Origin of the sequence: Desulfitobacterium hafniense DCB-2 (assembly GCF_000021925.1) — a bacterium.
Lineage (GTDB): Bacteria > Bacillota > Desulfitobacteriia > Desulfitobacteriales > Desulfitobacteriaceae > Desulfitobacterium > Desulfitobacterium hafniense.
This window is the reverse complement of sequence record NC_011830.1, coordinates 434,081-455,452: the sequence shown is the minus strand read 5'-3', so window position 1 is coordinate 455,452 and position 21,372 is coordinate 434,081. Positions and strand designations below refer to the sequence as shown.

22 protein-coding genes, 2 tRNA genes and 2 other annotated features are annotated in these 21,372 nt (G+C 47.6%); of the genes, 3 read left to right on the top strand and 21 right to left on the bottom strand.

What is annotated here, in order from left to right:
* Nucleotides 1–37: 37 nt before the first annotated feature.
* On the bottom strand, nucleotides 38–2,041 hold the full coding sequence (locus DHAF_RS02150) for a methyl-accepting chemotaxis protein (protein WP_011459092.1): 2,004 nt from the start codon (nucleotides 2,039–2,041) through the stop codon (nucleotides 38–40).
* A 204-nt stretch (nucleotides 2,042–2,245) separates the two neighbouring features.
* Here DHAF_RS02150 and DHAF_RS02145 point away from each other — a divergent pair, with 204 nt between their 5' ends.
* On the top strand, nucleotides 2,246–5,302 hold the full coding sequence (locus DHAF_RS02145) for an ATP-binding protein (RefSeq protein ID WP_011459091.1): 3,057 nt from the start codon (nucleotides 2,246–2,248) through the stop codon (nucleotides 5,300–5,302).
* A gap of 59 nt (nucleotides 5,303–5,361) precedes the next feature.
* On the top strand, nucleotides 5,362–6,492 hold the full coding sequence (locus DHAF_RS02140; RefSeq protein ID WP_015942748.1) for a response regulator: 1,131 nt from the start codon (nucleotides 5,362–5,364) through the stop codon (nucleotides 6,490–6,492).
* 75 nt (nucleotides 6,493–6,567) lie between these two features.
* Here the strand turns inward: DHAF_RS02140 and rplL are convergent, their stop codons facing one another.
* From rplL to DHAF_RS02040, 20 genes are all read right to left on the bottom strand, one after another.
* On the bottom strand, nucleotides 6,568–6,942 hold the full coding sequence (gene rplL / locus DHAF_RS02135; RefSeq protein ID WP_011459089.1) for a 50S ribosomal protein L7/L12: 375 nt from the start codon (nucleotides 6,940–6,942) through the stop codon (nucleotides 6,568–6,570).
* A gap of 158 nt (nucleotides 6,943–7,100) precedes the next feature.
* A complete protein-coding gene (rplJ, locus tag DHAF_RS02130) occupies nucleotides 7,101–7,625 on the bottom strand; it encodes a 50S ribosomal protein L10 (RefSeq protein WP_005810195.1) in 525 nt (174 codons plus the stop codon).
* A gap of 27 nt (nucleotides 7,626–7,652) precedes the next feature.
* Nucleotides 7,653–7,788, bottom strand: a sequence feature (ribosomal protein L10 leader region).
* A 65-nt stretch (nucleotides 7,789–7,853) separates the two neighbouring features.
* Nucleotides 7,854–8,546, bottom strand: a complete 693-nt coding sequence (gene rplA / locus DHAF_RS02125; protein WP_005810196.1) for a 50S ribosomal protein L1 — start codon at nucleotides 8,544–8,546, stop codon at nucleotides 7,854–7,856.
* 49 nt (nucleotides 8,547–8,595) lie between these two features.
* Nucleotides 8,596–9,024, bottom strand: coding sequence for a 50S ribosomal protein L11 (gene rplK / locus DHAF_RS02120; protein WP_005810197.1), 429 nt, complete (start codon nucleotides 9,022–9,024; stop codon nucleotides 8,596–8,598).
* Between the two features lie 47 nt (nucleotides 9,025–9,071).
* Nucleotides 9,072–9,599, bottom strand: coding sequence for a transcription termination/antitermination protein NusG (gene nusG, locus DHAF_RS02115; protein ID WP_005810198.1), 528 nt, complete (start codon nucleotides 9,597–9,599; stop codon nucleotides 9,072–9,074).
* A gap of 74 nt (nucleotides 9,600–9,673) precedes the next feature.
* Complete coding sequence (gene secE, locus DHAF_RS02110; protein ID WP_015942747.1) at nucleotides 9,674–9,892, bottom strand: preprotein translocase subunit SecE; 219 nt, start codon at nucleotides 9,890–9,892, stop codon at nucleotides 9,674–9,676.
* A gap of 109 nt (nucleotides 9,893–10,001) precedes the next feature.
* Nucleotides 10,002–10,151, bottom strand: coding sequence for a 50S ribosomal protein L33 (gene rpmG, locus DHAF_RS02105; protein WP_005810204.1), 150 nt, complete (start codon nucleotides 10,149–10,151; stop codon nucleotides 10,002–10,004).
* Nucleotides 10,152–10,313: 162 nt separating this feature from the next.
* A tRNA-Met gene (locus DHAF_RS02100) sits at nucleotides 10,314–10,388 on the bottom strand.
* Between the two features lie 8 nt (nucleotides 10,389–10,396).
* A tRNA-Tyr gene (locus tag DHAF_RS02095) sits at nucleotides 10,397–10,480 on the bottom strand.
* Nucleotides 10,481–10,669: 189 nt separating this feature from the next.
* Nucleotides 10,670–11,323 (bottom strand): RNA polymerase sporulation sigma factor SigH, encoded by a 654-nt coding sequence (gene sigH / locus DHAF_RS02090; protein WP_015942746.1) that lies wholly within the window; start codon nucleotides 11,321–11,323, stop codon nucleotides 10,670–10,672.
* 261 nt (nucleotides 11,324–11,584) lie between these two features.
* A complete protein-coding gene (rlmB, locus tag DHAF_RS02085; protein ID WP_011459087.1) occupies nucleotides 11,585–12,325 on the bottom strand; it encodes a 23S rRNA (guanosine(2251)-2'-O)-methyltransferase RlmB in 741 nt (246 codons plus the stop codon).
* Entirely contained in the window at nucleotides 12,315–13,019 is a 705-nt protein-coding gene (gene thyX, locus DHAF_RS02080; protein ID WP_011459086.1) for an FAD-dependent thymidylate synthase, read from the bottom strand. The genes rlmB and thyX overlap by 11 nt, the downstream gene beginning before the upstream one ends.
* Before the next feature lie 31 nt (nucleotides 13,020–13,050).
* On the bottom strand, nucleotides 13,051–13,524 hold the full coding sequence (locus DHAF_RS02075; RefSeq protein WP_011459085.1) for a Mini-ribonuclease 3: 474 nt from the start codon (nucleotides 13,522–13,524) through the stop codon (nucleotides 13,051–13,053).
* 30 nt (nucleotides 13,525–13,554) lie between these two features.
* Nucleotides 13,555–14,988 (bottom strand): cysteine--tRNA ligase, encoded by a 1,434-nt coding sequence (gene cysS, locus DHAF_RS02070; RefSeq protein ID WP_011459084.1) that lies wholly within the window; start codon nucleotides 14,986–14,988, stop codon nucleotides 13,555–13,557.
* Between the two features lie 5 nt (nucleotides 14,989–14,993).
* Nucleotides 14,994–15,665, bottom strand: a complete 672-nt coding sequence (gene cysE / locus DHAF_RS02065) for a serine O-acetyltransferase (RefSeq protein ID WP_011459083.1) — start codon at nucleotides 15,663–15,665, stop codon at nucleotides 14,994–14,996.
* Nucleotides 15,666–15,743: 78 nt separating this feature from the next.
* Nucleotides 15,744–15,949 (bottom strand) — a binding site (T-box leader).
* A gap of 194 nt (nucleotides 15,950–16,143) precedes the next feature.
* Nucleotides 16,144–17,610 carry a glutamate--tRNA ligase gene (gene gltX, locus DHAF_RS02060; RefSeq protein WP_005810213.1) on the bottom strand — a complete coding sequence of 489 codons (1,467 nt, stop codon included), beginning with the start codon at nucleotides 17,608–17,610 and terminating at the stop codon, nucleotides 16,144–16,146.
* A gap of 30 nt (nucleotides 17,611–17,640) precedes the next feature.
* On the bottom strand, nucleotides 17,641–18,117 hold the full coding sequence (ispF, locus tag DHAF_RS02055) for a 2-C-methyl-D-erythritol 2,4-cyclodiphosphate synthase (protein ID WP_011459082.1): 477 nt from the start codon (nucleotides 18,115–18,117) through the stop codon (nucleotides 17,641–17,643).
* Between the two features lie 89 nt (nucleotides 18,118–18,206).
* On the bottom strand, nucleotides 18,207–18,935 hold the full coding sequence (gene ispD / locus DHAF_RS02050; protein ID WP_015942744.1) for a 2-C-methyl-D-erythritol 4-phosphate cytidylyltransferase: 729 nt from the start codon (nucleotides 18,933–18,935) through the stop codon (nucleotides 18,207–18,209).
* Nucleotides 18,928–20,094: a PIN/TRAM domain-containing protein gene (locus tag DHAF_RS02045; protein ID WP_015942743.1), complete on the bottom strand. Its 1,167-nt coding sequence runs from the start codon at nucleotides 20,092–20,094 to the stop codon at nucleotides 18,928–18,930. Before DHAF_RS02045 ends, ispD begins: the two co-directional genes overlap by 8 nt.
* Nucleotides 20,095–20,175: 81 nt before the next feature.
* Nucleotides 20,176–20,652, bottom strand: coding sequence for a CarD family transcriptional regulator (locus tag DHAF_RS02040; protein ID WP_005810219.1), 477 nt, complete (start codon nucleotides 20,650–20,652; stop codon nucleotides 20,176–20,178).
* A gap of 201 nt (nucleotides 20,653–20,853) precedes the next feature.
* Here DHAF_RS02040 and DHAF_RS02035 point away from each other — a divergent pair, with 201 nt between their 5' ends.
* Entirely contained in the window at nucleotides 20,854–21,246 is a 393-nt protein-coding gene (locus DHAF_RS02035) for a nucleoside triphosphate pyrophosphohydrolase family protein (protein ID WP_005810220.1), read from the top strand.
* Nucleotides 21,247–21,372 lie beyond the last annotated feature (126 nt).

Sequence of the window (21,372 nt, the reverse complement as noted above, 5' to 3'; positions counted from 1 at the left end):
CCTCCCACTCAAGCCAGCAGCAGATTATCCCTTGAATTTATATTTTAAATTTCCTTACTAAAGCCTGCAGATTATCCGCACTGTCTTTAACGCTATCCGTCTCCGTTTTGATTTCGTTAGCCTTATCTTTGAGCATGGCCACTTGAGCGGCGACATGAGCCGTTCTTTCGGACCCGGATTCCGTGGCTCTAGCTATCTCGGCAATTCCGTCCGCTACCGTTTTAATTGAAGCAAGCAGCTCCTGGGAAGTGGCGCTTAGTTCTCCAGCCCACCCATCAATGGTTTGGGCGTCATGATCATAGTTTTCCCCCACCAGGACGGATTCCTTATAGTTTTCAACCACTTTGGTGTCAATGTATACCAGCATCTGCCTGGAGGTATCCGCCAGGTTCTCCACCACTTCAAAAATAACTCCTAAGGTATCTTGAATTTCTTTCACCGTATTCTGGGAGTTTTCCGCTAATTTTCGTATCTCTTCCGAAACCACCGAAAAACCCTTCCCGGCTTCGCCGGCCCTAGCTGATTCAATAGCCGCATTTAAAGCCAATAGGTTGGTTTGCACAGCTATCTGCAAAATAACCTCGGATAAACTTTTAATTTTGGCCACTTCCGTGGTTTTTGCCAAGGCGGCATCCATCGTTTGCTTGATAGCTGAACGAGTCTGATCCGCCTCGGCCTGCAGTTCGAAAGCATTGTCCTTTAAGGAGACCGCTTTCGAGCTGATTTCATGAGCGGATAAGGCTCCTTCCTGAGCTTTTATGGCTACGACTTCCACCGCACTGGCAATTTCAGTGGAGGTTGCGGTTATTTCTTCCGTAGAGGAGGCCGTTTCCTCCATCCCGGCCGACAATTCCTGCACGGTTGCCGCCGCGTTTTCCAACTCACCCGTGAGAACCCCTATATTTCGATGGGAGGCAAGGATCGCCGTATTGACCTTATTCGTTTCCGCAATGATTCCCTTAACCACTTCATGGATATTTTCTATGAATAAATTAAAGTAATCGGACATCTCCCCGATTTCATCTTGAGCTGAAACCGCCACCCGTTTGGTCAGGTCCCCTTCTCCCTCAGCGATGTCTTTGAGCATGGCAGTGATGGCCTTAATCTTGCGGAGGATCATAATCCGAAACATAAATACCACGCAAAAACCCATAAAGACTCCTAAAACGGCCATAAAAACCGCCTGATTCATGATCAGCTTTTGGCTCAGCATCGCGGCCATATTATAGCTTTGTCCAAGAAAAAGCATCCCGCTGACTTTTCCTGTAACATCAGCAAGGGGTGTATAACCGACAAAATACTTTGAACCGTTAATAGTCGTTGAGCCATAATAAGCTTTTCCTTGCTTCAAAACGGTATCGATAATCCTTTGATCTTCCATTTTGGTGCCGACGAGACGAGTGCCGTTTTTGCTCATAATCGTCGTCGCAATTCTCTCATCGCCTAAAAATACTGTCACATCACAATTGAAGATTTTCTTTTGCGCATCCACATAGTCATTTTCTGAAAGAGCATATCCCAGGGATACGGCACCGTAAATACGGCCTTCCTCATCCTGCAGGGGCGCACCGGCCCGGATTGAATAGTTTATCGACGTCCCTTCTTCAATGCCGACAGAGGCCTCCCCTTGCAGGGCCTTCTGAATATTGACCTGGTCAATAATACTGTCCCCGTATTTTTCCGGCTCATGAGTCCGCACAAATACCTTTCCTTCTTGGTCGGTAACCACCAAAAAATCAAGCTCCAATGTTTTTAACGCCTGTTGACCGATGGCCAGCGCCCCTTGGCGGTTCCCGGTTCGAATCGCCTCGAGCAGCCCAGGGGATCCTGTCAATAATTCCGTGGCATTTAAAGCTCTTTGCTGCCTATTCTGGAGTTCTTCGCTTAAAACAAGGGCCTTGGCCCTTACCTCATCCTCAATATTTTGGTTAATAACACTTTCCACTGTTAAGGAAATGATAAAGTAAACCGCTATAGTAAAAACCGCCACACATCCCGCCATTAACACCGATATCTTCCCTGACAAACTGTGGATTTTCATAAACGCCTCTCCTTTGATGCGAACTAATCATTTTAATTTAAATAATTTAAAAATTAATTATTATTTTAACAAAGGAGTCTGAACATTTTCTGAACAATTCCTTAAAAGTAAAACATTTAAAATTGTCGTAAAAATGACTATAAAAATCTTCCCGCTTTATATAGAATAAGAGAAAAGGCTACTAACTCGGAAGGATTCTCTATTATGAACAATACCAACATGCAAAAGTCCTTTTTCGTCATCATGTTGCTGATCATGGCTGCCAGTCTTGCTGTACCGCTCTTCCGCCTCTCCCTGTCCGATATCCCCAAAGCCGTAAAAGGCACCCTGGATCTAAGGGATTATAACGGAGTGCGCGACAAAACTGTAAAATTGAGCGGTGAATGGGAGTTTTATTTCGGGCAGCTTCTGACTCCCGAAGACTTTAAAAACCAGGAACCCTCAGGCAAAACCATTCAAAATGTTCCCGCCAGTTGGGGTTCTTATCAAATAGAAGGGGAGCATTTACCCCCTCAGGGAAGCGCCACCTATCGTCTGAGAATCCTGCTTCCTGCCGAGGGAGGAAACTTCGGGATTAAAATCACCTGCATATCCGCCTCCGCCAGAATATTTGCCGATGATCAGCTTATTCTGGAATGCGGCAGCCCTGGAAACTCACCTGAAACCACCGTCCATAAATATTATGCAGATACCGGCTACTTCCAAACAGATGACGGCGAGGTAGAAATCCTTGTTCAGGCGGCTGACTTTTCTTATGTCAACAGCGGCATCCTTTATGAAATTCACTTTGGCGATCAAAAATCCATTGCCGCCCTGCGGATGTATGACTCTTTCCTTGATATATCCCTCATATCCGGAATGTCTTTTCTGGCCCTTTACTTCTTCGGTTTAGGCCTGCAAAGAAAAAAGAGCGCCGAGATCCTGTTTTTTGCCCTTTATTGCTTGGTTTCATCACTCCAGGCTTCTGTTCGTTCGGAAGCACTACTAAATTATGCACTCCCTGCTTTATCGTATAATACCTCCTTAAAAATTCTGATCATTTCCTATACTTTATGTCTTTATGCCCTGATCAAATTTCTCTATCACGCTCAAGAAGGCGGTTCTTCCCGCCGGGCTAACCTGATTATCGATGGTATAACCCTATTTTTTATCTTGCTGGACTGGTTCACCGATTTTTACTTATGGGGATATATCTATACGGTTGCTTTGGTCGGTCAGATTTATGTACTTTTTTTACTTATTGCCCTTCTCGCCAAGAACACCAAGGGTGGCAGCGAGGGCCGTTATTATCTTTTTTCCGCTGTAGTGAGCTCCCTGATTCACTTGCTGACCATCCTCGCTAATTTTATTCTGCTCTGGGAATCCAATCTGTTCCTTCCCGTTTTTCAGCCGATTTTTGTTTTGTCTTTAGCCTTGTACATGTCCGAAAAATATGAGAACTCCTTCAAAACCATTGAAAAACTCAGTGACCGGCTGGTGGTTTTAGATAAATTGAAAGATGATTTCCTGGCCAAGACCTCCCATGAGCTGAAAACGCCCTTAAATGGCATCATCAATATTTCCCAGTCCCTTCTGGATGGCGCGGGAGGCAGCTTAAGCCGGGCCCAGGCCGAAGATATCCGCTTGATCACCAGCATCGGCAAACGGCTCTCCACCCTGGTTTATGATATTCTGGATTATTCTAAGTTAAAGGTCATGGACATTCAATTGCATATTGTTTGTCTGGACGTGCACCAGGTTGCCGAATCGACGGTGGATATTTTCCGTTATTTGATCAAAGGAAGACCCATCACCCTGGAAAATAAAATACCGCCCAATCAGCACTTGATTTGGGCGGATGAGAACCGGTTAAAGCAGATCTTCTCCAATTTGCTGGATAATAGCCTTAAATACACAGAGCTGGGGAGCATTTCTCTCAGCTGCCGGCAGGATGGAGGGTTTCTATGGATCCAGGTCAGCGATACAGGCATCGGCATCCCCGCCGACAAGCTCAAAGACATTTTTGCCCCCTATGAACAGCTGGGGGAACAATCGGCCAACCAAAGAGGAATAGGGTTGGGGCTGACCATAACCCAACAGCTGATTGAACTGCATGGGGGACAGATCGTTGCCCGTTCCGAGCCTGGTCAGGGAACCTCCTTCACCTTCTCAATACCTCTTGCCAAAGACAATAAACCCCAGAGATCATTGCCGGGGGACTATGTGGGATACGACGGGTCTGAATCCTTAGCCACTGAAGCTCTTCCCCAGACAGTTCATGTGGGAGGAGAATTCTCTATTCTTGTCGTTGATGATGAGTTCTCCAATCTAAAAGCCCTGATGAATATCCTGACCCTCAATCAATACAATGTGACCGTGGCGATCAACGGAGAAGCGGCGCTGCATCTCCTTAAAGGAGCCTTTCACTACGATCTCTGCATTCTTGATGTTATGATGCCGGGTATCAGCGGCTATGAAGTTTGCCGAAAAATCAGGGAAACCTATTCCCCCCTCGAACTGCCGATCCTGCTCCTTACTGCCAAGGCCTTACCGGAGGATATGGAGGCGGGTTTTCGAGCGGGTGCCAACGATTTTATCGAAAAACCCTTTGAAGTCAGGGAGCTTAAGTGCCGCGTCAGCACCCTTGTCCAGTTGAAAAATTCTATGGATCTGCTGCTGAAAAAAGAAACCGCTTTTCTGCAGGCCCAAATCAGACCTCATTTTCTATTCAATGCTCTGAATACCATCTACTCTTTTTGTTATACCAATCCCGGCAAGGCAGGGGAGCTGCTTGCCGAATTGGGGGTTTTTTTAAGGAGCAGCTTTGATTTCTCCAGCACAGCTTCCCTGGTTACCGTCGAAAAGGAACTTAGACTGGTCAAAGCCTATGTAGCTATTGAAGAAGCCAGGTTCGGCAGTCAGCTTGAAGTGGAGTACGCCGTTGAGCCCTCTGTGTTAAATTTCTCCATTCTTCCCCTCATGATCCAGCCCATCGTTGAAAATTCAATCCGGCATGGCTTGCTGAAGAGAAGCCAGGGCGGAAAGGTCTCTTTGTCTCTGACACACTCTGAAGACTGCATTCAGGTAGAAGTCATAGATAACGGTGTCGGTATCCCCGCTTCCGTCCTGAAGGATTTGATCCATGCAAAATCCGAAACCCGGGGAGTTGGTTTGACCAATATCAGCCGCAGGTTGCTGCGCTTCTATGGGACCACTTTAACTATCTTCAGCGTGGAAGACCACGGGACAACCGTTTCTTTCCGCATCCCGGCCAAAACCTGATTGACAAATATCCTAAACCGCCACTCATAACTAAAGTCTTATAGAAAGGAGCTGCATCGATGCTAAGAGCCATTATTGTAGATAATGAAGAACCGGCGACCCAGATTCTGCAGATGCTTCTGGAAAAAACCGGTCAAATCAGGGTTGTCGGCACTTTTCTCAGGGCGGCAGACGCTTTATCCAGCCTAAGGCTAACCAAACCGGATGTTGCTTTCCTGGATATTGAAATACCTGACACAAGTGGCCTGGAGCTGGCCAATCATATCCTGGCTATGGACAGCGATGTGGAAATCATCTTTGTGACCGCCTATGATCACTATGCTCTGCATGCCTTCCGGGTCAATGCTTTAGACTATTTATTAAAGCCCCTCCTCCCGGAAGATGTGGAGAGAGCCGTCAGACGCCTTATCAAAAGAAAAGGGTTAGCCAAGGATTCTGCCCCGGAATCTCCTTTGGGAGCCAATATTCATTATTTCGGAAAATTTTCAGTGTACGGCCCCGCCAGCAAAAAGCCAGTTAAATGGCGGACATCCAAGGCCGAAGAACTTTTTGCCTATCTGGTGCAGAATCTGGAAAAGGAAGTTCCCAAGTGGCGAATCTGCGAAGCTCTCTGGCCGGAATACCATAGCGAAAAGGTGGATATTCAGCTCCATACTACCGTATATAAACTAAAAAAAGTGTTGACTGCGGCCAATATCCCTTTCGATTTAAGTTTCAGCAACGGCTGCTATTGGCTGAGCCTTCCCCAAGCAGCCATTGATAAGGTCGAGTTTGATGCCCATATCGCTTCCTCCGTCCCTGTAAATCAAAGCACCATTGCGAGATGCGAACATGCCCTTTCTCTCTATACCGGAGATTACTTGGAGGAAAACGGCTATCTGTGGTCTTTGGCTCTAAAAGCCGAGTATGGGCAGAAATTTTATAAGCTGGCGTCTTCCGTCGTAAACTTCTATATGACTCAAGGTGATTGGGTCAGAGCAGAGAAGATTCTGCGCAGTATTTTAGAACGCTGCCCTTTAGATGAAACTGTACATGAAATGCTCTTAACCTGCTATTTTACCCAAAAGGACCGGACCGCTTTTATTACCCACTATCATACTGTACGAAAGCTTTTCCAGGCCGAATTGGGACTTGAGCCTGGAAAATCCATACAAACTCTGTATCACAGTCTTCTCAAGAGAATGGATTAAACCAAAGAAGGCGCCCTCCTCTCACCTTTATGGGTGGAGAAGGGCGCCTTCTTTAAGCACTATTATAGGCTAAACTTACTTAACTTCGACAGTTGCACCAGCTTCAACGAGCTTAGCTTTGATAGCTTCGGCATCATCTTTGCTGACTTTTTCTTTAACAGGCTTTGGAGCGCCGTCAACCAGTTCTTTAGCTTCTTTCAGGCCAAGACCGGTGATTTCGCGAACAACTTTGATGACGTTGATTTTTCCGGCACCAGCATTCATAAGAACAACATCGAATTCGGTTTGCTCTTCAGCAACAGGAGCAGCAGCAGCGCCAGGAGCAGCAGCTACAGCTACAGGAGCAGCAGCACTAACACCAAATTCTTCTTCGAAAGCTTTGACGAGCTCAGCAAGCTCGAGAACGGTTAAGCCTTTTACGGCTTCGAGAATTTCAGCAGTTTTAGACATTGAAATTTTCCTCCCTAATATCACTTAAAATTAATTTTTGTTTTGGAATCCATTTACGGAAATCATTATAATTCAGTTACGATGCTTTGAGGGCCAGGCCCCCCATCATAACCCGAACATCGTAGTTCCCATCCTCAGCGCAGCGTTTTAAATCCTGCTTACGCCTGAGCTTCTTTAAGCTTACGCACTTCTTCCAAGGCATAACCCATTTTGCGGATTGGTCCTTGAAGTACATTGGCCATGCCGACGAGGGGTGCTTGCATTCCTCGCAGGACTTGAGCAAGGAGAACTTCGCGAGAAGGAAGTTCCGCAAGGGCTTTAACTCCCGCTTCGTCAACGACTTTTCCTTCGACCACGCCTGCTTTGATAGCAAAGGTCTTCGAGGTCTTAGCAAAATCAGCTAATACTTTAGCTCCAGCCACTGGATCAGCACTGAAAGCAACGGCTGTAGGTCCTTCCAGATATCCATCCAAACCTTCGATACCGACTTCATGAGCCGCCCGGCGAACCATGGTGTTTTTCAATACATGGTATTCGACACCGGCTTGACGCAGTTGGGCACGCAGTTGAGTTACTTGAGCAACGGTCAGGCCGCGATAATCAGCCAGTACGACCCCTGTGGAGTTTTGGAACCGCTCCTTAATCTCCGCAACCACTTGTGCTTTTTCTTCGATATTTGGCACTTAAGTCCACCTCCTTCCGAAATACCCACACTAATAGAAAAACCCCCGCTTTGACTGCAGAGGTTAAGAAGGCCCAATATAACTTAAGGCTATCTTTCCAACCTCGGCAGGGATATTAAGCTCTAAGAGCACCTGCTGTCTACAGTGGAAGGCTATTCAATTCTAGTAGAGTATAGCTTATCTATGCAAACCTGTCAAGAAATATTCCAGACACTTTTTGGAATCCAATTAATTGGCTTTGACCGGGTTAATCCGTACTCCAGGTCCCATAGTAGAGGACACTGTGACGCTGCGGATATACTGACCCTTAGCGGCAGCCGGCTTCGCTTTAACCAAGGTCTCAACCAGAACCTTATAGTTCTGATAGAGTTGTTCTTCGCTGAAGGAAACTTTGCCGATAGGGGCATGAATGATACCGGCTTTGTCAGCACGATATTCAATCTTACCGGCTTTGATCTCTTTGACAGCTTTGGCTACATCAAAGGTAACGGTACCGGTCTTGGGGTTTGGCATAAGTCCTTTAGGACCGAGCACACGACCCAGTTTACCGACCATACCCATCATATCCGGTGTAGCAACAACCACATCGAAACCAAACCAACCCTGCTCGATTTTCGCAATCATGTCTTCAGCACCAACAAAATCTGCACCGGCAGCCTCAGCTTCTTTAGCTTTATCGCCTTTAGCGAAGACTAACACACTGCGGGTTTTACCGGTTCCGTGAGGAAGCACAAGGGCTCCACGGATTTGTTGGTCCGCATGACGGGTATCGATACCGAGCTTGAATGCTACTTCAACAGTTTCGTCAAACTTTGCTTTAGCGATCTTCTTAACGACTGCTAAAGCTTCCATAGGCTCATGAAGAGCAGCACGGTCAAAAGCTTTAACTGCTTCTTGATAGTTTTTACCTACTTTGGCCATTCTTTAACCTCCTAGTGGTTCTTCGGGACGAGCCCTCCCACAAAAATCATTAACCTTCGACGATGGTGATTCCCATACTGCGCGCAGTACCTTCAACCATACTCATAGCCGCTTCAACGCTTGCTGCATTGAGGTCTTTCATCTTGGTTTCAGCGATCTCACGAACTTTAGTTTTGCTCACCTGAGCCACCTTTTTACGGTTAGGCTCTGAAGAACCTGAATTAATGTTCGCAGCTTTCTTCAACAAAATAGATGCTGGCGGAGTTTTGGTAATAAAGGTAAAGGAACGGTCCTCATAAACGGTAATTTCAACCGGAATAATTAATCCCGCTTGATCCTTTGTACGCTCGTTGTATTCTTTGCAGAAGGCCATAATGTTGACCCCGTGCTGACCAAGAGCTGGACCAACCGGAGGTGCCGGATTTGCTTTACCTGCGTTGATCGCTAATTTAACCAAACCAACGACTTTCTTTGCCATAGTTACACCTCCTTAATAGGGTAATTTCCTGCCCAGTGAGAAGGACACTAGTCGACTTTCTCGACCTGAGCAAAATCAAGTTCCACCGGAGTCTCCCGTCCAAACATGGACACAGATACCCGCAGCTTCCCTTTATCTTCAAGGATTTCCCGAACAGAAGCGATGAAATCCTTAAAAGGACCTGATATTACACGTACGTTTTGACCCACGGTATAATCCACACGTGTACGGACTTCTTCCACACCCATTTGCTTTAGAATAGCTTGTACTTCATGATCCAGCAAGGGAATGGGCTTGGCCCCGGTGCCGACAAAGCCTGTCACACCCGGAGTATTGCGCACCACATACCATGAATCGTCCGTCATATCCATTTCCACCAGAACATAGCCCGGGAAAACTTTACGCTTGGCGATCTTCTTCTTCCCATTTTTGATTTCAATCTCATCTTCCATGGGAACAAGAACACGAAAGATTTTATCCTCCATGTTCATGGATTCTACGCGCTTTTCAAGATTGGTCTTCACCTTATTCTCATAGCCGGAATAAGTGTGAATAACATACCAGTTCTTAGTCATATTTCGAACAGGAACCTCCAATACAAGGCCCCAAACTAACTTGCCTTACTTTCAGGGGCAACCTGTTTGAGTACCTATCCGAGAATCTTGGTCATTAAGATACTTAATCCGCTGTCTACAACCCACAGCATAACAGCTACAATAGCCACAGCGACGAGAACCACTCCTGTATAAGTCAAAAGCTGTTTGCGGTCCGGCCAGTGTACTTTTTTAAGTTCACTCCATACTCCTTTAAAGTACTCTGTGGACTTTTCTTTTGCAGGAGCATTCGTTTGCTTCTTAACTGCGCCCATCCAATCACATCCTTACAAGACTCTGAGCCACCATCATTGACAACGCAGCCCGGCGTACAGACTTTTGGGCCAAGACATAAAGACAATTCGCCCAACGCCCAGCTATAAATTACTTGGTTTCTTTGTGAGCTGTGTGGGACTTGCAAAACTTACAATACTTTTTAACTTCCAAACGATCCGGGTTATTTTTCTTATTTTTTATGGAAGCATAATTCCGGTTTTTGCACTCGGTACAAGCTAAAGTAATGCCAACACGCATTCACGAACACCTCCCTGGGCACAACTAAAAATCCGCATTCAATCCATGCTCATAATACATTATCATATGTAATTTAGCATGTCAAGAATTTGAAAAATTTAGTATGCAATATAATTCAATATAAAAAAACCGCAGAGCTTTAGCCATGCGGATTTTCGTCTTTGGTTGCGGGAGCCGGATTTGAACCGACGACCTTCGGGTTATGAGCCCGACGAGCTACCGCTGCTCCATCCCGCGATGTTTAGTGGTGGGCAGGAATGGATTCGAACCACCGTACCTTTCGGAACAGATTTACAGTCTGCCGCCTTTAACCACTCGGCCACCTACCCAAGTCACTCATTCATTATATACCAAAAGCTAAAAAAATACACCCTTTTTCTAAAAGAAATCTACAGTAAGTGATTGAGTTGAACTCGAAAATGAAAAACCGACTCCATCAAGCCGGCACATGATCCTCTCATAGCAGAGCATAGCTTGTTCTCCAAAATGCACATAAATCCGGACTCCTGACTTCAAGCTTATCCATCACGACGTTCTAAGTAACGCTCAAGCTTCCTTTTTACTCTTTGGAGAGCATTATCAATGGATTTCACATGTCTATGTAGGTCTACAGCAATCTCTTGATAGGATTTTCCTTCAAGGTAAGCCATCAGGACTTTCCACTCCAAGGAACTCAAGATCTCACCCATCTTTTCTTCGATATCGTCGAACTCTTCCTGACTGATGATCAATTCCTCCGGGTCGGTTATTCTGGTGCCGGAAATCACATCCAATAAGGTTCTATCCGAATCTTCGTCATAGATAGGTTTATTTAAGGACACGTAGGAATTCAAAGGAATATGCTTTTGCCGGGTAGCCGTCTTAATGGCGGTAATAATCTGCCTTGTAATACACAGCTCAGCAAAGGCTCGGAACGAGGAGAGCTTATCACCACGGAAATCTCGAATCGCTTTGTAGAGTCCAATCATACCCTCTTGGATAATATCTTCACGATCTGCTCCGATCAGGAAGTATGATCTTGCTTTTGCTCTGACAAAGTTCTTGTACTTATTAATTAAGTATTCCTGTGCTTCGGCATCACCGTTTTTGGCCAGCTCTACCACTTCTTCATCCACTATGACTTCATTCGTGTCGCACTCTTCCAACGCTTCAAGTTGGGCGTTAAGTGTCAAAGCGATCCCTCCCGTATCATGGTGATGAAGATGTTGTAATGGATTATCGCTCTTGTCCTCAAGAACATACTCATTATACCTTGAAAAAAACGGAAGCGTCAAGGCGAAGTTTTAGAGGTTATGTCGTCTCATGCACTCTACAAGCCGGGTTTGGGCTTTTGGCCCCGGCCCTTTCCATGATTGGCTCCAATTATCCCATAGTTTAGGTTGATTTACAAGATTTTTGCAATACAAATCCATTATGGGGTTATCCTTTATAACCTAATTCCTGCTGCCCCGCTGACGAAGAACCTCGTACATAAGAATGGAACCCGCCACACTGGCGTTTAATGAATTGATCCGTCCCTTCATAGGCAGACTGACGATCTCATCACAGGTCTCCTTGACCAGCCGGCTCAATCCCTTCCCTTCGCTTCCGATGACGATGACCCGCGCCCCTGTGAGGTCGGACCGGTAGACTTCCGTTCCCTCCGCTTCAGCTCCTGAGACCCAGCATCCTGCCTTTTGGAGGTCCTTCAGGGTCTGAACCAGATTCCCTACCCGGGCTACCAGGACATGCTCTACGGCACCGGCTGAGGTCTTCGCTACTGTGGCGGTCAGAGATACACTGCGCCGCTTGGGGATAATTACCCCGTGGACTCCCGCAGCATCGGCGGTCCGAATGAGGGCACCCAGATTATGGGGATCTTCCACTTCGTCCAGAACAAGGATAAAAGGATCTTCCCCTTTTTCTCCGGCCAGAGCGAGGATATCGTCCACTTCGGCATATTCCCGGGGGGCGACGTAGGCCAGGATTCCTTGATGCTTGGCTTTTTCAGTTAAACGATCCAGAGCTGCTTTATCCACAAATTGAAAGGGAATCTTCTGAGCCCGGGCATGGCTGACTATGTCCTGGAAGCGGCCGGCCGTGCCTTCCCCTTGCAGGAGGAGCTTATTGACGGGTTTGCCCGATTGGAGAAGTTCCCAAACAGCGTTGCGTCCATAGACGATTTCATCGGTCATAGATTAGGGTCATCCTTTCCGCTTCCTTCTTCAGTGCCTTGATCCGTCCGCAGCTCATGGCCCCTTCGTGACAAACCCCTTGAGTGACACAGGTAGGCCCGGCTTGACCAAAAACATTAGGGGCAACTTCCCGGACCAGCTCCAGCATTTTTTCGGCCAGGATGCGAATTTCCCACTGGGCGCGCATGCAGGTTCGATGTTCGAAGAAATTCAGCAAAGAGCGGGCATTAAAGGTAGCCATCAACGAGGTGGTGCAGGCATTGGGAAGGATATAACGGGCATCCTCTGCGGGAACCATCGCCAACAGAGCTTGGTATTCCTCCTGCAGAGTGGCCATAATATTCTCGAAGCGTTCCTGGGTTTGGGGATTACGGCGTATGGTCGGGGGGGTGACGAAGTCAAACCCCTCTTCTTTTACATACCGCTGTGATCGTTGAGAATAGCTGGCGATCCGATGGCGAACCAATTGATGGGATAACGCACGGGATACCCCATCGATGGAGAATTGAAAGCTAATGTGTTCAAAGGTCGAAAGATGACCCATGGCGCGAAGCTTCTGGACAAGATTGGCTACCTTTTCCTCATCCAACTTTTCCATGAGCTCCGGAACCGGATCAGGCGAATAGCACAAACGAGCAGCGGCAGCAATGACTTTTTCCGGATCCGGTGTGTATTGAATCAGTTCAACATTCACTTCTCTCTCCCCCTATATTCCTCCCCCGACTTCAGCAGTCTATCTCCGACTGCTCCGCCGGGCTCAATGCATCAGTGATGGATTCTTCTTCCTTGGCTGTTTCTCCCTTGCCTTTTCCTTCATCCTCTTCCCCAACAAATTGGTCCACCTGCTCAAAGGCCCACAGCATACGCTCTGTCCTGCCGGTTAGCTGCCAATAGCCTACCAGCGCTTCAAAGCCGGTGGCATAGCGGTATGTTACGACATCGGTGCTTTTAGGGTGGCCCCCTTTAGCATTTCTGCCCCGGTGAACCACCGAGAGCTCCTGTTCATCGAGATGAGGGAGAATATGGTGAAGAAGCTTGGCTTGGGTCCCCGCCCGGACATATTGGGTAGCCAGGCGGTGAAGTTCATTAACCTTTTCATAGCCATTATTGAGAAGATGGGTCCTGACCCAAAGCTCATAGACCACATCTCCCAGATAGGCCAGGGTAAGGGCATTCATTTCCTGCCAGGATCTTGGCATGGGAGCGGGCAGAATGCCCTTCCCTCCTTTCTATTTCAGGGTCCAACGCGCCCCTTGAGGAGTATCTTCCAGAACAATTCCCAGATCTTTCAGCCGGTCCCGGATCAGGTCGGACATTTCCCAGTCTTTCTTTTTCCGGGCAATGGCTCTTACTTCCAGGAGGAGCTCCATGACTTGATCCAGTTTTTGGTTGCCGGCTTCAGCTTGGTTGGCAGGCTTAGCCAGATCAAAGCCCAGGACATCAGCCAGCTCCCAAAGGGTAGCTCTGGCTTTTAACAGACCTTCCGAGCTGTAGGGATAAGCTTGCACATGAGCGTTAATGGCTTTCCCCAACTCAAAGAGGCTGGCATAAGCCAGGGCGGAGTTAAAGTCGTCATCCATAGCCTCTGCGAATTCCCGGCGGGCTTCTTCTGCTGCTGCCCTTAGCTTTTGCCCGGAGGCGGCATCTGCGGAGTTTTGTCCCTGGCGGCCCAGTGCTTCATCGGCCAGGCGGATGCTGGTCTGCAGACGCTCCAAACCTTTCTGAGCCATCTGCAGATTCTCATCATCAAAGTCCAACGGACTGCGGTAATGAGTGCCCAGAAGATAAAAACGAATCACTTCCCCGGGGAAATGTTCAAGAATCTCCCGAACCGTAAAAAAGTTCCCCAGGGATTTGGACATTTTCTGTTGATTGATGGTTAAAAAGGCATTATGCATCCAATACCGGGCAAAGGTCTCGCCATGGAGATATCCTTCCGCTTGGGCAATTTCATTTTCATGGTGAGGGAAGACCAAATCTCCCCCTCCTCCGTGAATATCAAAGCCGGAGCCCAAATACTTCAAGGACATGGCACTACACTCAATATGCCAGCCGGGACGGCCTTTTCCCCAAGGGCTTTCCCAAAAGGGCTCCCCGGGTTTGGCATTTTTCCACAGTGCAAAATCCATGGGGTTCTGTTTGCGTTCCCCTACTTCCACCCGGGCACCGGCTTGCATATCCTCCAGCGTCCGGCCGGAAAGCTTACCATAAGCGGGAAGCTTGTCCACGGCAAAATAAACGTCCCCGTCCACAGCATAAGCTAAGCCTTGCTCCTCCAGGCCTTTAATAATCTCGATCATCTCCGGAATATGATCGGTGGCTTTGGGATGTATGGAGGCCGGCATCAGGTTAAGAGCTGCGGCATCCTTAAAATATTCTCCGATATAATCCTGGGCCAGCTCCAGGGGATCCCTTCCCTCTTCCTGGCCCCGCTTGATAATCTTATCATCAATATCGGTAAAATTTTGAACGAAGGTCACATCATAGCCTTTATATAAAAGATAGCGGCGGATCATATCAAAGACAACAAGCATCCGTCCATTGCCCACATGGAAGTAGTTGTACACCGTTGGGCCGCAGGTATACATGCCCACTTTGCCTTCTTCCCGTGGCTTAAACTCCTCTTTTTGGTGGCTCATGGTGTTGAATAGTCTTAATGCCATTGCATTCAGCTCTCCTTTTCCCCTAGTTTTTTCTCCAGATAATTAATCCGTTCCATGAGGATTTGCAATGTTTCTTGAACAGGATCCGGCATTTCTTCTGCCCGGATCTCTTTATTACATACGGATTTCGTAACCACATGCAATTCCTTTAAGGGCATCCCGTGGCGTGAGACAACCTTTCCAGGAACACCCACCACCGTGGTATTGCTGGGAACAGGCTTCGTGACCACAGATCCTGCCCCGATTTTAACATTATCCCCAATTTTAATGGAACCTAATATTTTAGCTCCCGAACCGATAAAAACATTATTCCCAACAGTAGGGTGTCTTTTCCCTTTTTCCTTACCTGTTCCGCCCAGAGTGACCCCTTGGTAGATGGTAACATTATCCCCCACTTCGGCCGTCTCCCCGATGACCACTCCCATCCCGTGATCAATAAAGAGCCCCTGGCCGATTTTCGCACCGGGATGAATTTCTATCCCCGTAAAAAAACGGGAGGTCTGGGAGATTAAGCGAGGGATTAAAACCATATTCTTTTTATACAGACAGTGTGCCAGACGATGGGCGATCAACGCATGAAGACCCGGATAGCACAGGATAACCTCAACTATCGTTTTAGCCGCCGGATCTCTTTCAAAAATCACTTTAATGTCTTGCTTAATTTGGCCAAACACCACATATCACCTTCTACAGATAAATCCATCTTAAAACCACAGGACACCGAAAACCAACTCAATATAAAAAGAAACCCTCCGTCCAGAGACGAAGGATTTCCGCGGTTCCACTCTGATTGAACAGTTTCCTGCTCCACTCACAGCCTTAACGCAGCCTTACGGAAGGATCTGTTCACCCTTCAAACGCTCCAGGACGCACTTCAAAAGATCCTCCGGGATGGCTTCCACCTTTTCCATCCTCTCTTTGACAAAGGTCTCTTTCTACTCTTTCCCTTCATGACGTACCTTTCATATTCACAAACAAAAAGGATCTATTGCATTATATGCAAATGCAACTCATGGTGTTAGTATAGAGAATCCTTAAGAAGCTGTCAACAGAGTAAGTCAGTCGGGCCGCGCAGCTTATGAAGCGACCGGTGTAAATCAAAATCCTGGAGACTAACTCACGAGTCTATTTTCAAAAGCAGTAAGCCACATCCTATTAGCGGCTGCCGGCAAGCAAAGCTTTCGTCCCCGCCAAGCGGCTCAGCACATTCTCCAGCCCCAGCAGCGGGACAATGTCATAGAGCTCCGGTCCATGCATCTGTCCGGTCAGTGCGATCCGAATGGGCATAAAGACTTGTTTGCCGCCCAGCTTCGTTTCTTTGGTGATCTGCTTAAATAAAGGCTTCACCGTATCGACACGAATTGCCTCCAGGCTCTTTAATTTTTCCACAAAGAGGTCCAGAACAGCCGGGACTTGCTCCCCTTGCAGGATCTCCAGGGCTTCCCCTTCCGGAGTGGGAGCTTCTCCCCCCTGTACATAATGGACAAAATCCTTAACCTGAGCCATATAGGATAGGTGATTAATGATGGCTTGAACGTAGTGAGTCACCCAGGCCCGTTCCTCTTCGGAAAGGGTTCCCTGGGGAATAGCTCCCATCTCCCGGAGATAAGGCACAGCCAAATCTGTGAGTCGCTCGGGGTCCGCCTGCTTAATATAATGAGCGTTCATATAGTTTAGTTTATTCAAGTCAAAAACCGCCGGACTCTTGGAGACCCGCTCCAAAGAGAAGGCTTGGGTCATTTCCTCCAGGGTAAAGAATTCTTCTTCCCCCGGGGGAGACCAGCCCATCAGGGCAATGAAATTCACCACAGCCTCCGGCAGATATCCTTTGGCCTGATAATCGATAACCGCTGTATCCCCATCCCGTTTGCTCATCTTTTTTCCTTCAGTGTTGAGAATCAGGGAGATATGAGCGAATTCCGGAGTGGGGAGGCCTAAAGCCTGGTAAATCAGCACTTGTCGGGGAGTATTGGAGAGATGTTCTTCCCCGCGGATGACATGGGTGATATTCATAGTGGTATCGTCGATGACCACGGCAAAATTATAGGTGGGAATGCCATCGGACTTAACGATGACATAATCGCCGATGCCGTCGCTGTCAAAGACCACTTCTCCCCGCACCCGGTCGTTGATCAGGATCTGCCGGCCTTCAGGCACCCGAAAACGAACCACAGGTTTACGGCCCGCCGCTTCGTATGTTTGGCGCTCTGCTGCGGAAAGATGACGGCATTTACCCAGGTAGCGGGGAGTTTCCCCTTTAGCCATCAAATCCTGGCGTTCCTGCTCCAGCTCTTCTTCTGAACAATAGCAATAATAGGCGTCTCCGCTGGCGAGAAGCCTGTCCGTATATTCCTGATAAAGAGCCAGACGCTCGGTCTGGCGGTAAGGTCCGTTGTCGCCGCCGACTTCGATTCCTTCATCCCATTGAATGTTGAGCCAGCGCAGAGCCTCCATAATATTGTGTTCCGATTCCCGGCTGGAGCGCTCCAGATCGGTATCCTCACTGCGGACGATAAAAACCCCGTCTTCTTTGCGGGCGAGCAGGTAATTAAAGAGGGCGGAACGTGCACCGCCGATATGTAAGGGGCCCGTCGGGCTGGGGGCAAAACGAACTTTAAGCATAGGTATCCTCCTTGAATAAAATAGTTTAACTCAAACCTTAACCAGGCACACAATAGCCTGAGAACTGATTCCTTCTTCACGGCCTTCGAAACCCAGACGCTCCGTGGTGGTTGCCTTTACCGAAACGTTTTCCAGATCGGTTTTGAGAGCACGGGCGAGATTCTCCCGCATTTGGGGAATATAGGGAGCCAGCTTTGGCCGCTGGGCGGCGATGATGCAGTCAATATTGCCGATGGCATAGCCTCGTTCCTCCAGCAGCTTCATAACCTGTTCAAGCAGCTTCATGCTGGAAATCCCCCGATATCGCTCATCGGTATCCGGAAAATGCTTCCCCAGATCCCCCAGGGCCAAGGCCCCTAAGAGGGCATCCATGAGGGTATGGGTTAAGACATCGGCATCGGAATGACCCAACAATCCTTTTTCATGGGGGATGTCTATTCCAGCCAGTATGAGAGGACGCCCCGCCACCAGGGCATGAACGTCATAGCCAATTCCTACTCTTAGCATGGATTATCTCCTTCTGAACTTGCTGATCTAATTTATTGATTTAACTTATTGATCTAAGGGCGGTTCACTTACTTCATTCGTTCCCTGAACTAGAGTGAATCAAGGGACCTGTCCCCATGATTCACCTGATTCATTCGCTTGGCGAGGATAGCCTCGGCCAGGTCCAGGTCTTCGGGAGTGGTGATTTTGATATTTTCCAGGGAACCCATCAGGGTTTGGACAGGGTGACCCAGCCATTCGATAAGAGCGGCATCGTCCGTGGTGAGGTACCCCGCTTCTCTTGCCTTATGATGGGCTTCTTCCAGGAGGGAGCGGGCAAAGACTTGGGGAGTCTGGACAGCCCTCAGGGTTTCCCGGGGAGGTGTCTCCAGGACCTTGCCCTGGGCATCGACTCGTTTAATCGTATCCTTGACCGGAACAGCCATAATGGCTGCCCCAAACTTTTCCGCCTCTGTAAAAAACCGGTTTAATTCCAGACAAGTCAAAAGGGGGCGGGCCCCATCATGGACCGCCACCCTTTGGATTAACGAGCTAAGAGCCTTTACCCCCGCAAATACTGATTCCTGACGTTCTTCTCCGCCTAAGACAATGGCGGAGACCTTCTGAAAACCTTCTGTACGAACCAATTCAGCGATTCGTTCCCTATCCTCTTTTGCACTGACAATTACAATCTCAGCGACAGCCCCGGACCGCTCAAAGAGCGAGAGAGTATGGGCGAGAAGCGGGCGTCCCTGTAAAGGGAGGAATTGTTTATTGACAGAGGCTCCCATGCGTTTTCCTTGACCTGCAGCAGGGATGATGACACCCAGCTTAACCAAGCGCATTCACCTCATTCGTCCCCGACAGGCCAATCGACTTTTTTTCAACAAGAGCTTTGGGTTTGGCAAAAATCATCCGTCCCGCGGCAGTCTGCAGTACACTTGTTACCAACACGGTGATGGTTTGCCCCATATAACGCCGGCCGGTATCCACAACGATCATGGTGCCGTCATCCAGATAGGCTACCCCTTGTCCCGGCTCCTTGCCCTCTTTCATCACCTGAACTTCCATTTCTTCTCCGGGAAGGACAATAGGCTTCACTGCGTTGGCCAGCTCATTGATATTGAGGACCTTGACCCCTTGCAGTTCCGCTACCTTATTAAGGTTATAGTCGTTGGTGAGGATAGGAGCGCCAAGATTCTGCCCTAAGCGGACCAATTTGCTGTCCACTTCAGAAATATCTTCGAAATCTATCTCCATGATCTCCACATTGTTTGCCAACTCTTCCTTGGAGATTTGGTTTAAGATATCCAGGCCCCGACGACCGCGGTTGCGCTTCAGCAGATCGGAGGAGTCCGCGATATGCTGAAGCTCTTCCAGAACAAAGCCCGGGATCAGAAGTGTGCCTTCAAGAAAGCCGGTCTGAACGATGTCCGCAATACGCCCATCGATAATCACACTGGTATCCAAAATTTTATAATTGGGCAGAGCTGCGCCAAGACTTTGTCTATTGCCATCCTTGCCCTTGCCTTTCTCTCCTTTATCCCCTTTAAATTTCGGAAGAAAGGTGAAGAAGCCCAAAACCTCTTCTTTGCGTTTTACCCCAATGATCAAACCTAAATAACCAAGGGAAACGCTTAAAATAATGGATATTACAGAGCCGATAATGGGGATGCCCCTCAAGGCACTGCTTAATAAACTAGCAATTATAAGTCCGATAATAACACCAACTGCTCCACCAATCAAATCGTGTGTAGGCACTTTAGTCATGCGGGCATCGAACCAGGAAATCATCTTCAAAAAACCTCGCATGCTCGCCGGAGCAATCAGGAAGCCGAGAATAGCAAAAATTGCTACCATCGCCACAAAAGCCCAAATGGGAGAAATCTGCCATCCCAGAGACTGGAGCACATCAAGTCTCATAAGAACAACATTAAGGTAAAAACCTATGGCACCTGCTAAAACCGTGATGATAACGCGCACAATGTTGCGAATCATCATTTCACCTCCTTTATCATATTTTGGCTGAAACCTTTTTTCATTATACAAGAAATTACCATATATTTTCAATTCTAAAATTTAGGCAAGAAGTCCCTTAATTCTCTCTGACATTTCATCTGCTTGCACACCCTCGGCCAGAATCAATTCGCTGACGAGAATCTGATAAGCATTATCATACATTTTCTTCTCACCTGTCGATAAGCCCTTTTCCCTATCCCTTTGAGAAAGACTGCGCACCACCTCCGCAACAGAATATATATCCCCGCTTTTTATTCGATCCATATTGGCCCGGTATCTTCTGTTCCAGGCCAAAGCAGGCAGAGTACTTTCATTTTCTAGAATTTTTAAAACCTGAGGCACCTCTTCGGAAGAGATAACCCCCCGTATACCCAATTGATTCACATTTTTTAAAGGTATATAAACCTTCATATTCCCTACGGGAATATTCATGACATAGTACTGATGGGACTCGCCAAGAACTTCCCGCTCTTCGATAGCTTCAATGATACCTGCCCCGTGCATAGGGTAAACCACTCTATCTCCGATATCAAACATTCAGATCCCCCCTTATACTCATTATAGCAATATTTAAATAGGGGGTCAAAAATTTTTTAATTATATCACAGACGAGCTATTCTGTCAATTTCTTGTTTTCTTCGAGTTTTCCTTATCAGAATTAGAGGATTGTAGAAAATTGACAACTCCACCAAACGCTCGCTATAATTAAGGTGTCAGAAAGGAGTGAGGAAATAACTCATGGAAAATCTCACGGATCGCTATCAGATACTCGTTGAATCTCTCTTAATCCGCCACCAAAGTGTCTTGGATATCCTGACCAAGGGTCAGGAAGCCTCCGCTCGGGTCAATCGGGCTGTAGTCAAGACGGTAACTGATTGTGGCTGCTTAAGCATAGACGCCCGCAAGAAGCCTATCCCGGAAGAAGCGAGTTTTAGCGACTTAAAAAGTTTGCTGGACAGCCAGCTTGACGGCGAGCTTTGCGAAAGCTGCAAAGACATCATCGAAACGGAACTGGGTAAGCAGCTCTTCTACATAGCCGCCTTAGCAAACACCCTGGGAATTTCTCTTGACGACGTCATCCAAAAAGAAGAAACACGACTTTCTACCCTGACCATCTTTAACCTCACCTAGAACCCGCTCAATTCTGATGTTACCATGTGAACCTTAAATAAACCATAAACATTCTCTTAACTTTTAGTGAAAAATCTGTTACAGCCGTATCTTCAGGATGCGGCTTATTTTATATCCATTTCAAGC